Source organism: Breoghania sp. JC706 (assembly GCF_037026715.1).
Taxonomy (GTDB): domain Bacteria; phylum Pseudomonadota; class Alphaproteobacteria; order Rhizobiales; family Stappiaceae; genus Breoghania.
Genome location: NZ_JBANCG010000003.1, coordinates 442,866 through 455,625, shown reverse-complemented (window position 1 = coordinate 455,625; position 12,760 = coordinate 442,866). Strand labels below are relative to the sequence as shown.

General features: G+C 66.7%; 7 protein-coding genes. 1 reads left to right on the top strand and 6 read right to left on the bottom strand.

Annotated elements, in window-relative coordinates:
* Positions 1-134 precede the first annotated feature (134 nt).
* Entirely contained in the window at positions 135-1,625 is a 1,491-nt protein-coding gene (locus tag V2L18_RS07910) for a glycosyltransferase family 39 protein (protein WP_336177521.1), read from the bottom strand.
* A gap of 211 nt (positions 1,626-1,836) precedes the next feature.
* Here V2L18_RS07910 and recQ point away from each other — a divergent pair, with 211 nt between their 5' ends.
* Positions 1,837-3,720 (top strand): DNA helicase RecQ, encoded by a 1,884-nt coding sequence (gene recQ, locus V2L18_RS07905; protein ID WP_336177519.1) that lies wholly within the window; start codon positions 1,837-1,839, stop codon positions 3,718-3,720.
* A gap of 289 nt (positions 3,721-4,009) precedes the next feature.
* Here recQ and V2L18_RS07900 read toward each other — a convergent pair whose 3' ends face one another.
* The 5 genes from V2L18_RS07900 to V2L18_RS07880 all read right to left on the bottom strand — a co-directional run bounded on the left by V2L18_RS07900 (position 4,010) and on the right by V2L18_RS07880 (position 12,584).
* Entirely contained in the window at positions 4,010-5,383 is a 1,374-nt protein-coding gene (locus V2L18_RS07900; RefSeq protein WP_336177518.1) for an aspartate aminotransferase family protein, read from the bottom strand.
* A 258-nt stretch (positions 5,384-5,641) separates the two neighbouring features.
* Positions 5,642-7,135 (bottom strand): NAD-dependent succinate-semialdehyde dehydrogenase, encoded by a 1,494-nt coding sequence (locus V2L18_RS07895; RefSeq protein WP_336177517.1) that lies wholly within the window; start codon positions 7,133-7,135, stop codon positions 5,642-5,644.
* 176 nt (positions 7,136-7,311) lie between these two features.
* A complete protein-coding gene (locus tag V2L18_RS07890) occupies positions 7,312-8,922 on the bottom strand; it encodes a BCCT family transporter (RefSeq protein WP_336177516.1) in 1,611 nt (536 codons plus the stop codon).
* A gap of 132 nt (positions 8,923-9,054) precedes the next feature.
* Complete coding sequence (locus V2L18_RS07885; RefSeq protein WP_336177515.1) at positions 9,055-9,747, bottom strand: fumarylacetoacetate hydrolase family protein; 693 nt, start codon at positions 9,745-9,747, stop codon at positions 9,055-9,057.
* 206 nt (positions 9,748-9,953) lie between these two features.
* Positions 9,954-12,584, bottom strand: coding sequence for a PAS domain S-box protein (locus V2L18_RS07880; RefSeq protein WP_336177514.1), 2,631 nt, complete (start codon positions 12,582-12,584; stop codon positions 9,954-9,956).
* Positions 12,585-12,760: the final 176 nt, after the last annotated feature.

The following is a 12,760-nucleotide window of genomic DNA, read 5'->3' as shown; positions in this document are numbered from 1 at the left end:
CCGGGTGATCCAGTGTCCGCCCGATATGCCGCCGCCCGCAATGGATTGCCCGGACAAAGCCGGGCAATGACGGCGGAGGGTTATGGGCGGGTGGGTTTGCAAGCGCCCCCCGGCACTGTTTCCAAGCCAGGCTTTCACGGCTCGACCGGCGCGCGCGGGGGATAGATCGCGTAGCGGATGACGAGCGGTCGGGGGCCGCCCCACGGGATTTCGACATTGCCGATGGACCGCGGCTCCATGCCGGGCTGGGCCGGCGGCGCATCCTTGGCAAAGGAGACGATCAGCAGGCCGTCGCGGGCGATGTCCTCGGGCGTCACCCAGGGCGAATAGGCAAGATCGCGGTCGGCGACCATGGCCGGGCGGTCGGCGCTTCCCGCCGCCACCAGCCCGGCGAGCCAGGTATTGCCGCCCACATAGCGCAAGGGGCGCTTGGTCGCCGCACGCCAGGCGGCGGTGACGGAACCGGCGATCGCCGGCATCGGCGCACCGTTGCGTGGCGGCACCTTGCCGATCGCCAGCGCCACCGGCACCTGCGCGGCAAACGCGACCGGCAGCACGATCAGCAGCACCGCACAGCCGGCAAGCACCCTCTTCGCCACACTGTCGCCGAGATGGCGGGACAGGAGCGCGACGGCGAAGAGGCCGGAGGTGGTGAACATCGGCGCCCCCCACATGTCCTTCAGCCCGGCGCCGGTCAGGAATGCGCCAGCCGCCGTTATCAGCGCCGGCGCGAGCGTGGCGATGGCCAGAAAGCGGATCGCGCGGGCCGATGCCGGAGCGTGCGGCGCTTCCGGGCCACGACGGCGCAGCTGCGGCAGCAGTACCGCAAGCGCCAGCAGGATCAGCATCGGCGCGTGATCGGCGATCTGGGCGAGGAGAAATCCGGCCGGACGCCAAACGCTGTCGGCCGCCCGCGCGCTGCGCGCCTCGGCATAGGCGATGGGCATGAAATCGGTCTGGACGAGCCACACGAGATGCGGCAGCGCGATGAGGACGGCGAGCGCCGCGCCGGCCCACGGCCCCGGAGTTGCGAGCGCCCGGCGCAGCCGCGCCTCCACAAGGATCCACACGCCCAGAACCGCATAGAGCACGACGACCGCATATTTCGCATAAACCCCGATGCCGGCGGCGAGCCCGAGGCCCAGCCACGGGAGCATGCGGCGGGGATTGTCGCGGATCACGGCAAAGAGCCAGAAGCATGCCGCCCAGACCGGCATCTGCACCACGTTGTGGTTCAGCTCCGGCGTCGGCCAGGAGAAATAGTAGACGCCGGTGCACAGGAATGTGCCGAGGATCGCATCGCGCGCGCCCAGAAGCCGCCGCCCCAGCAGAAAGACGAAAACGAAGGTCAGCGCGACGAGGAGCTGGCTCGCCACCATGGGGCCGAGGATCGGCTCGCCGGAAACCATCCGCGCGGCTTCCGCGATCCAGGCGGGAAGCGGCGGATGCTTGTAGTAGCCGAGCTGCCAGTGCTCGCCCCAGGCCAGCATCTCCACCGCGTCGAGCGTGGGCGCCCGGCTCGTCATCGCCGGCAGCGCGCTCCAGAAGGCGACCTGCATCAGGCAAAGAAGAAAGAGCCCCTTTGCGGGACGGTCCAGGATCCGCTGGCCGAGGGAGGAGAACAAGGGGGCGGGGCCTCCGTTGAAAACGCTTCGTATGGACGGGGTGGCGTGCTGCCCGCCCTTCGAGACGCCCGCGTTATCGGGCCCCGTCGACCAGAAAGCAAGCCGCAGGACGCCAGCAGAAGGCCCGCAGAACGATTGCACGGACGAAGCGAACGCGCTACCCGAGGGGCCCCGGCTGATTTGGCCGGAAACGTCGAGAGGTTCAGGGCACGTGGACGGGAACGGTGAGTTGCGGCAGGCGGGCGCGACACATGCGACGGACGCGGCGGACGCACCGCAGCGATTCCGCGGACCGCTCGATGTGCTGCACGATGTCTTCGGCTATCAGGCGTTCCGCCCCGGGCAGGCCGAGATCATCGATCTTCTGTGCGATGGCACATCGACGCTCGCCGTCATGCCGACCGGCGCCGGCAAATCGTTGTGCTACCAGATCCCCGCGATCCTGTCGGACCGCCCCACCGTCGTCGTCTCGCCGCTGGTGGCGCTGATCGACGATCAGGCGGCCGCGCTCAGAGCCAACGGCGTGAACGTCGCCGCCATCCATTCCGGCCGCCCGCGCGAGCACAATGTCGAGGAATGGCGCGATTTCGCCGCAGGGCGCTCGAAACTCCTCTACCTCTCGCCGGAGCGGCTGATGACCCCGCGCATGCTCTCGGCGATGGCGCGAATCGGCCCCGGTCTTTTCGTCATCGACGAGGCGCACTGCATCTCCAAGTGGGGCCCGAGCTTCCGCCCGGAATACGAGCAGCTCGCCTCGCTCTCGCAGCATTTCCCCAATGCCACCATCGCCGCTTTCACCGCCACCGCCGACAGCGCCACACGGGTGGACATCGCCGACAAGCTCTTCCACGGTCAGGGCCGCACCATCGTCCACGGCTTCGACCGGCCGAACCTGACGCTCGCCGTGCAGCCGAAGACCAACTGGCGCCGGCAGCTGATGGAGTTCCTCAATGGCAAGGAGGGGCTGTCCGGCATCGTCTACTGCCTGTCGCGACGGATGACGGAGGAAGTGGCCGGCTATCTCGGCGAGGAGGGCGTGAAGGCGATCGCCTACCATGCCGGCCAGCCGGCCGACCAGCGCCGCGAAAGCCAGGACCGTTTCATGTCGGAGGACGGCGTCGTCATGGTGGCGACCATCGCCTTCGGCATGGGCATCGACAAGCCGGACATCCGCTTCGTCTGCCACCTCAACCTGCCCGGCTCGATGGAGGCCTACTACCAGGAGATTGGCCGCGCCGGCCGCGACGGCCAGCCGGCCGAAACGCTGATGCTCTACGGCCTCGACGACATCCGCATGCAGCGCCAGTTCATCGAGAACGACGGCGAGGACGGCGAGCACAAGCTGCGCGAGCACAAGCGCCTCGACGCGCTGCTCGCCTATTGCGAGGCCTCAAGCTGCCGGCGTCAGGCGCTGCTCGCCTATTTCGACGACACGACCGGGCCTTGCGGCAATTGCGACAATTGCCTCAATCCGCCAAAGGTCATCGACGGCACCGGCGAGGCGCGCGCACTGTTCGAGGCGATCGCGGCGACGGGGCAGTTCTTCGGCGCCGCGCACATCATCGACATCCTGCGCGGGGCGGAGACGCAGAAGATCGCCGAACGCGGCCACGACAAGCTGGACGTGTTCGGCATCGGCAAGGCGCGGCCGAAGGATTTCTGGCAGGGCTTCATCCGCCAGGCGGTATCCGGCGGCTATCTGGTCATCAACATCCAGAAATACGGCTGCCTTGAACTGACGCCGCGCGCCGATGCGGTCATGACGGGCACGGAGACTTTCTCGATCCGCGAGGAAGCGCTGATGCCGCGTTCGAAATCGGCGCGCGGGGAAAAGCGCGCGGCACGCGTGCAGGCGGCGGCCGGCGATCTGTCGGAACGCGACCAGCGGCTTCTGGCGGACCTGAAGGCGTTGCGGCTGGAACTGGCGCGCGAACGCGGCGTGCCGGCCTATGTGGTGTTTCCCGACGCGACGCTCATCGAACTCGCCAGAGCCCGGCCGACGTCGGAAGCGCAGATGGGCGAGGTCAACGGCGTCGGGCCGAAGAAACTCGCGGAATATGCCGAGCCGTTTCTGAAGGCGATCGCGGCGGGGTGAACGAGGGCGCCGGCGCTCGGCAGGCGGCCCCTCCTTCCCCTTGCACGGGCATCCCGCGCGTGGCCTACCCCTGACCCCTCCCCTCAAGGGGGAGGGGGACGGATGCGGCTTGCCCCAGGTATCGCGTTGGGCTTGAGGAACGAGATCCGCAGCACGACCCACCTCCCCCTTGAGGGGAGGTCGAACGACCGCTTGGTCGTTCGGGTGGGGGTAACGGGCCCTCCACTTCCACAGCGGTTGGCGATTGGAGCCGATACTCCCGCGCCGGCTCCCGTCATTTTCGCGGTCTTTAGCCCAGCACCTCGTTCACCGCTTCGACCGTCTTACCGACAACGATATCGGCCTCTTCCCTCGTCAGGCACAGCGGCGGGGCAAATCCGAGGATATCGCCCTGGGGCATGCCGCGTCCCAGCACGCCGCGCGCCGCCAGAGCCGCTGCCACACGCGGGCCGACCTTTTCGGACGCGTCGAAGAACACGCGGTCGTCCCTGTCCTTGACGAACTCGACCGCCGCCATCATCCCGTCGCCGCGCACCTCGCCGACATTGGCGTGATCCTTCAGCGCCGAAGTCAGCTCGCCGCGGAAATAGGCGCCGACCGTGCCGGCGTTCTCGACAAGCCCCATCTCGTCGATGAGCTTCAGGTTGGCGACACCGGCGGCCGCGCAGATCGGGTGGGCGGAATAGGTCCAGCCGTGGCCGATCGGCCCCATCGCGTCGGAGCCATCGACCAGCACCTTCCACATCTTCTCAGACACGATGGAGCCCGACAGCGGCGCATAGGCCGATGTCAGCCCCTTGGCGATGGTGATGAGATCGGGCTTCAGTCCGTAATGGTCGGACCCGAACATGGTGCCCAGACGCCCGAAGCCGGTGACGACCTCGTCCACCACCAGCAGGATGTCGTATTTCGCCAGCACCGCCTGGATCTTCGCCCAGTAGGTCGCCGGCGGCGGCACGATGCCGCCGGTACCGAGGATCGGCTCGCCGATGAAGGCGGCGACGGTGTCCGGGCCTTCCGCGAGAATCATCTCCTCAAGCTTCTCGGCGCAATGGCTTGCGAACTGCTCCTCGCTCATGGAGCGATCCTCGCGGTGGAAATAGTAGGGTGCTTCCGTGTGCAGGATCGGCGCGCGCGGCAGGTCGAAGGCGTTGTGGAAGGTGGCGAGCCCGGTCAGCGAGCCGGTCATCACGCCCGAGCCGTGATAGCCGCGATGGCGCGAGATGATCTTCTTCTTCTCCGGCCGGCCGAGGACGTTGTTGTAGTACCAGATCAGCTTGATGTTGGTCTCGTTGGCATCCGAGCCGGACATGCCGAAATAGACACGGCTCATGCCCTTGGGCGCGCGGTCGATGATCATCTTGGAAAGCGTGATCGAGGCTTCCGTGCCGTGGCCGACATAGGCGTGATAGTAGGCGAGGTTCTTCGCCTGCTCGGCGATGGCGTCGGCGATCTCGCGTCGGCCGTAGCCGACATTCACGCAATAGAGCCCGGCAAACGCATCGAGACTGGAACGGCCCTGCGCATCGGTGATGGTAACGCCTTGCGCATCGGTGATGATCCGCGTCGGCGTCTCGCCACGTGCGTGCTGGCCCATGTGGGTGGAGGGATGGAAGAAATGATCGCGGTCCCACGCGGTCAGTTCGTTGGAACGGTCGAGCATGATGTCGGATCCTCTTGGTTGGTGATGACGGATATCGGGCGGCTCGGTGTTGTTTCTGCCGGTGCCCCCATTTCTTTTTTGAAGAGAGACCCCCACCCCTAGCCCCTCCCCTCAAGGGGGAGGGGGACTGGTCCGCAAGCCTGGCCTGTCAGGTGCTCTCCTGACCAGCCGCTGTGGGCACGATCTCATACCCCTCCCCCTTGAGGGGAGGGGCTAGGGGTGGGGGTCCCCCCTGCAAAAAAGAAGCTCGGGCCACGCTCACGCGGCATCGCAGCACACGTATTTGAGCTCGGTGAAGGCCTCCAGACCGTGGCGCGAGCCCTCGCGGCCCATGCCGGACTGCTTGATGCCGCCGAACGGGATCGGCGCGCCTGTGATCTTCACCCGGTTGATCGCGACCATGCCGAACTCCAGCGCCCGCGCCATGCGGCGCTGGCGGGCGCCGTTTTCGGTCACGACATAGGCGACGAGGCCGTAATCGGTGTCATTGGCCCGCGCGACGACCTCGTCCTCCGTTTCGAACCGGGTGACGGCGGCGACGGGGCCGAAGGTTTCCTCATTCATGATCGCGGCATCGGCGGAGACGTCGGCCAGAAGCGTCGGGGTGACGAAAAGCGGGCCGGCCTTGTGGATGCCGCCGCCGGCGAGAAGGCGCGCGCCCTTCGCGATCGCATCCGCGATGTGATCGGTTGCCTTCCTCACCGCGCGCGCGTGCATCAGCGGGCCGATCTCGGTATCCTCGTCGAGGCCGTTGCCGACCTTCAGCGCCGAGACGGCCTCAGCGAACCGGGCGCAGAAACGATCGTAGACGGGGCCTTGCACATAGATCCGGTTGGCGGCCAGACAATCCTGGCCGGAGGTGGCGAACTTGGCGTCGAGCGCGATCTTCACCGCGCGGTCGATATCGGCGTCGTCGAAAACGATAAGCGGGGCGTGACCGCCAAGCTCCATCACGAGCCGTTTCATGGTGGGGGCGCAGCGGGCGGCGATCAGCCGGCCGATCTCTGTGGAGCCGGTGAACGACAATGCGCGCACGCGGGTCGCATCGCACAGGCGGCCGACGATCTCCGAGGCCTCGCCCGTGACCACGTTGAAGACCCCGGCGGGAAGGCCGGCGCGCTCGCCGAGTTCCGCCAGCGCCAGAGCGGAGAGCGGGGTCTGCGAGGAGGGATGGGCGACGACGGTGCAGCCGGCGGCGAGCGCTGCCGCCGCCTTGCGGGTCAGCATGGCTGAGGGAAAGTTCCACGGCGTGACGAGGCCGACGACGCCGAGCGGCATGCGTTCCACCGACATGTGCGCTCCGGGCAGGTGCGAGGTGACGCCCTCCACGTTCACGCGTTTCGCCTCCTCGGCGAACCATTCCACGAAGCCCGCCGCATAGTCGATCTCGCCGCGCGCCTCCGCGATCGGCTTGCCCTGCTCCAGCGTCATGATGAGGGCAAGATCCTCGCGATGCGCGCAAATGAGGTCGTACCAGGCGCGCAAGGTGCGGGCGCGGTCCTGCGGCAGAAGCCCCGCCCAGGCGGAAAAGGTTCCGGCAGCCGCATCGATGGCGGTGTCGGTCTGGTCGGCACTTAGCGCCGCCACCCAGGCAAGTTGCGCGCCCGTCGCAGGATCGACGACCTCGAAGCCGAGGCCGGTCTCGCTCGCCGTCCAAGCCCCGCCCACATAGGCGAGCTCGCGCAAGAGGCGGCGGTCGGCAAGGCGATCGAGCGCGTCGTGACGCTCGCGGCGGGCGCGGATTGCGGTCATGGGTCTCTCCCTCCCCTGTGCGAAACACCGGTCAGATCGGGAGATTGCCCCGGACTGGCCGGAGAGAGAGACTGTTCGCACCGCGTCCGGCGGAGAGATGGGCCGTCATCGCGGCCATCGGCAGAGAAAGTCTCTGCGGCGAAGATCGCCGGCGCGCATGCGCCCGGCATGGCGCCTCAGAATTCCTCCAGTTTCGGGCGGGTACCGATGGTCACGCCGTCGATGTCCTCCAGCGCGAATCCGCGGATGAGCGAGGGGATCATCATCGAGACAAGCACGAAGATCGGCAGCCCCACGACGGTGATCACCTGCTGCAGGGCGGTCAGCCCCGCCTCGCCGGCCAGCACGATCAGCATGGCCGCGACCAGCCCCTCCGCCACGCCCCAGAACACCCGCTGGTGCACGGGGCCGGGCTTCGACGTTCCGGTGCACAGCATGTCGACCACCAGAGAGGCCGAGTCCGACGAGGTCGCGAAGAAGATCGCAACGATCACCACCGCAAAGCCCTGGACGAAATGCGTGAAGGGGAAATGCTCGAAGAAGGCGAACATGGCGAGCGGCACGCTGTCGGTCACCGCACGGCTGATCTCGCCCGCGCTGTCGCCCATCGCCGCCCGCGCGGCCGCGCCGATGCCGTCGAATTCCATCGCCTGCCAGCCGAAGATCGCGAACCAGATCAGCGTGAACAGCGAGGGTGCCAGCAGCACGCCGAAGACGAATTCGCGGATCGTCCGACCGCGCGAGATCCGCGCCACGAACAGGCCGATGAAGGGCGACCACGTCACCGTCCACGCCCAGTAGAAGACCGTCCAGTCCGCCTGCCAGCCCCAGCCGTCGGAGGCGGGGTTCTCATTGGCCAGCATGTCGTTCCAGAAGGCGAGACGCGGCAGGTTCTCCAGATAGAGGCCGAAAGTCTCCACCACGCCGCGCAGCAGGAACAGCGTCGAACCGGCAGCAAGCACGAACAGCATCAGCCCGACCGCCATGGCGATGTTGATGTTGGAGAGCATCTTCACGCCCTTGTCGAGGCCGGCGACGATGGAGGTCACGGCGACGGCGGTCAGCACGGTCAGGATCGCCACCTTCAGGAACGTGCCGGCTTCCCAGCCGAACAGCGCGGAAAGGCCGGCCGCGATCTGCGAGGAGCCGAGCCCCAGCGACACTGCCACGCCGAACAGCGTGCCGAGGATCGAGGCGATGTCGATGGCCTTGCCGATGGGCCCGTGGATGCCCTCGCGCAGCAGCGGATAGAAGACCGAGCTGACCCGCAGCGGCAGGTCGTAGCGGTTGATGAAATAGGCAAACGCCAGCCCCGGCAGGGTGAAGATCGTCCAAGTGTGCAGGCCGAGATGATAGATGGCGATGGAGATCGCATCCTGTGCGGCCGTGGCGGAGAAGGGCTCGACACCCGGCAGCGGTGGATCCTTGAAATGGCTGATCGGCTCGGCCACGCCCCAGAACATCAAAACGGTGCCGATGCCGCCGGCAAACAGCATCGTGAACCACGACAGGTTGGAATATTCCGGTCGCGAATCCTTGGTGCCGAGCCGGATGTGGCCGTGGTTGGACATGGCGGCCCAGATCAGGAAGCCGAGCCACAGGTTGACGCCGAAGATGAAGAACCAGCCGAGATTGGTGACGATCCACGACCGTCCGGCGGCAAACGCGTCGCCGATCGGCCCGGGCGCGATCACAAGCAGCAAGACGAAGGCGACGGTCAGACCGGCGGAGATGAAAAAGATGGCCGGATCCGTTCTCAGACCGAGACGTCTTGCAAGGTATTCCAATGGCTTGTCCTTCCGCTGGCAGGCTGAAATGCTTGACCGGAACGACCGGCCGGTGACGGCATACCGCCCGGTCGTTTCAGCTAGCCAACGGTATTGGGCGCCGATCGGTTCCCTTCCGGGTGCTCTCGCGCCCTAGACGACTTCGACGCGGAGCTCGCCCACGCCCGCGATCGCGCCCTCCATCACGTCGCCCCGCTCCACCGCGCCGACGCCCGACGGTGTGCCCGACATGATCAGGTCGCCCGGCGCCAGTTCGAAAAAATCCGACAGATAGGCGATCATTTCCGGGACCTTCCAGATGAGCTGGTTGAGGTCGCCCTCCTGGCGCAGCGTGCCGTTGACCGACAGCGTCACCCGGCCCGCCTGCGGGTGGCCGATGCGCTCGGCCGGCACAAGCGGCCCCATCGGCGCGGAATGCTCGAACGCCTTGGCGATCTCCCAGGGCCGGCCGAGCTTCTTCGCCTCCGCCTGAAGGTCGCGGCGCGTCATGTCGAGGCCGACGCCGTAGCCGAAGACATGGTCGAGCGCGCCCTCGACGGGAATGTTCGTGCCGCCGGTCTTGAGCGCGACCACCAGCTCGATCTCGTGATGAACGTCGCCCGTTTTCACCGGATAGGGAAACCGGCCGGAGGTATCGATGTTGTCCGGGTTCTTCTGGAAGAAGAACGGCGGCTCGCGATCCGGATCGTGGCCCATCTCGATGGCGTGAGCGGCATAGTTGCGGCCGATGCAGTAGATGCGGCGCACCGGAAACGTCGCCTGCGTGCCGAGAACGGGAAGAACCGGGACGGCGGGCGGGACGATGACGGAACCGGTGGCATTCATGGACGTGCCTCGACTGCTGTTGCGAAAGAGGGATGGGGAGGAAAGGCCGAACGGGACGACGCAAGATCGCTCCCGAGCGCGGGGCCCGCAAGGACAAGGACCCGGCAACCGCAAATCAAGTGCCAAAAACCGGTCTGCCGCGCAAGCCTCCTGCCAGCGTGGTATCGGTCTCGACCGTCCCGCGGCGCCATCGCGGGAACAGGCGCTCAGGCACCGCTTTTCAGGCGCGCCAGCACCGATGCCAGATCGTCGGAGCGGAACGGCTTGTTGATGATCGCCTCGCCGTCGTGCAGGCTTTCGCAACCGGTTTCGGCGCGGTCGGCGAAACCCGTCATGTAGACGACATGGATGTCCGGCTTGATCTCACGCGCGGCGCGCGCGACCTCCGGCCCCAGAAGGCCGTTGGGAAGCCTTACGTCGGTGAGCAGGAGATCGGGGGCCGGCCCCTTGTGCAGGAGTTCCAGCGCCTGCGCTCCATCCTGGGCGGGGAGGACCTGATAGCCCAGCCGGTCGAGCATCGTCGCCGTCAGATTGCGCAGATCGTCGTCATCCTCCACAACGAGGATGCGGTCGTTCTGGCCGCACATACCGGCGCGCGGCGCCCCCCCGAAGGAACCGGCCGCGGCCTGCGTGTCAGGCTTCGCGTCCGCCGGCTGCGCCCTGGCCGCCGGAAGATAGATGCGGATCGTGGTTCCCGCGCCCACCTCGCTTTCCAGAAGCACCTGGCCGCCCGATTGCGAGACGAAACCGTAGACCATCGAGAGCCCTAGCCCGGTCCCCTGCCCGACCCCCTTGGTGGTGAAGAAGGGTTCGAAGACCTGTTGCCGGATCTCCGGCGGAATGCCCTTGCCCGCGTCCGACACGGCGATCATCACGTAGTCGCCCGGTGACAATTCCAGCCGTTCGGCATCCTCTATTTCGTTCGCGTCCGCATTGGCGAGCGTGATCGTCACGTCTCCGCCGCCGGGCATCGCATCGCGCGCGTTGAGCGTCAGGTTGAGCAGCGCCAGTTCCAGCAAGCCCCTGTCCGCCATGCAGGGCCACAGCCCCGGCTGGGCGTGCATCGTCACCGTTACCGCATCGCCGATGGTCGGGCGCAGCATCGACAGGAATTCCCTCAGATCGCGGTCGAGATGCAGCACGCTCGGCTCCAGCGGCTGCATACGCGAAAACGCCAGCAACTGCCGGGTCAACCGCGCACCCCGTTCCCCCGCCCGCTGGATCGCGGAGAGAAGCGGTGCGCGCTCGCGGGCGCTCATCTCCGGCTCCTCGATGAGAAACTCCACGTTGCCGAGGATCACGCCCAGGAGATTGTTGAAATCGTGCGCCACGCCGCCGGTGAGCTGACCGACGGACTCCATCTTCTGCGACTGGCGCAGCCTTTCCTCCAGCACCAACCGTTCGGTCATGTCGAGGCCGAGCGCGAAGAAGCCCTCGACCTCGCCGTCGCCCTGCAGGTGCGGCACCAGACGCAGCTCCAGCCGGCGCTCCTTGCCGTCGGGCGTGGGGAAGACATCGGAGACCACCTGCATCTCGCCCGTCAGCGCCGCATCCCAGTACGTGCGGATGCGCTCGACCCAAGCCGTGTCCATCACCGTCTCGAGATCGCTTCCGACAAGATCCCCGATATCGCGCGCAAGCCAGTTTGCGGCCTCCCGGTTGGCGAAGCGGATCGTCAGGTCGTGGTCCACATAGAGGATCAGCGCAGGCACGGAATCGGCCACCAGCCGCAGCTGGTTGTGACTGCGCCGCACCGCTTCCGCCGCATTCCGCTGTTCGGTGGTGTCACGGGCGATCCCCTCGATGCCGGCAAGGCTGCCGTCTTCGCCGCGATAGACCCGTGCTGTCGTGGAAATCCACACGGTCCGTCCGTCGCGATGCCGCATGGCTGTCTCGTAGGTGCGCACCGCCCCGCCGCCGGTCTTGAAAGCCTCCAGGAAGATATCGTGATCCTTCGGATCGGCGTAGAATTCCCGGGCCTTGCGGCCGATCACCTCCTGCGGCTGCCAGCCGAGCAGATCGTACATGGACGGCGTGACCATCGTCACCCGCCCCTCGGTATCGGTGCGGTAGTAGGTATCGAGCATCTCGTCGAGGATCGCCCGGTAGCGCCGCTCGCTCGCCTTCAGCTCCGCCTCGCTTTTCATCATGGTGCGCCGGGTTTCTCGCAACCGCTCGCGCAAACCGTTGAAGGCGGAGACGAGAAGGTCGAACTCGTCGCCGCTTTCACGGTGACCGGCCGGGCGCCGCAGTCTGACGACGGTATCGAGATCGTCGCCCGACATGCCGCTCAACTGTTCGGCCATCGCGCTGACGTGCCGTGTCACCAGCCTGGAGAACACGAAATAGAAAAAGATCGCGACCGCCAGGGTAATCGCCACGTTCGTCGCCAGCATTCGCAGCGCCAGCAACAGCATGCGCTCGCGTTCGCTTGACAGGTCGGCGACGATCTCGATCCGTCCGATCTCGATGGTCGCGCCGCGGTATTCGAAGGTGACCCTCTTTTCCCAAGAGATATTGCTGTCGGCGGGACGCTCGCCCACCTCCACCACCGCCTTGCCGTTTTCCTTGATGGCGACGAAGGCGATCTCGCGCGCCGCCGCGATCCCTTCAGCCAGGATCTGCAGCTGCGCGACATCCTGGGTCCACAGCGCGCGGCGCACGCTGTTGCCGTAGGATCGCTCGATGTCGGAAAGCTCGTGCCGGATGCGGGCGACCTGATTGCGGTGCTCGAAGTAGAACTGCACCGCCGTCACCAGAGCGCTGGCGACGAGGGAAAAGATCACGGTCCAGAAGATGATCCTGTTGGCGACGCTGCCTTTGTATTTGCCAAGCATGACCGCCGTCCACTTGCAATACGGCGCCCACCGAAAGATGAAGAACGCCCCTCCCACCGGTCCGAAATCGCCGATTTGGCTGGCGTATCCGGATCCGTCCCCTGCGCGTATCAGCCACTGCGGCGCGATTGTCGCCAACCGGAGGACACCGCGACCCGAAGGCCCGCACCTCTCGC

Bases quoted from the DNA above. Each gene is read 5' to 3' on its own strand.
- V2L18_RS07880 (WP_336177514.1), bottom strand. From the start codon at position 12,584: ATGCTTGGCAAATACAAAGGCAGCGTCGCCAACAGGATCATCTTCTGG.
- V2L18_RS07900 (WP_336177518.1), bottom strand. From the start codon at position 5,383: ATGCTCGACCGTTCCAACGAACTGACCGCGTGGGACCGCGATCATTTC.
- V2L18_RS07895 (WP_336177517.1), bottom strand. From the start codon at position 7,135: ATGACCGCAATCCGCGCCCGCCGCGAGCGTCACGACGCGCTCGATCGC.
- V2L18_RS07885 (WP_336177515.1), bottom strand. From the start codon at position 9,747: ATGAATGCCACCGGTTCCGTCATCGTCCCGCCCGCCGTCCCGGTTCTT.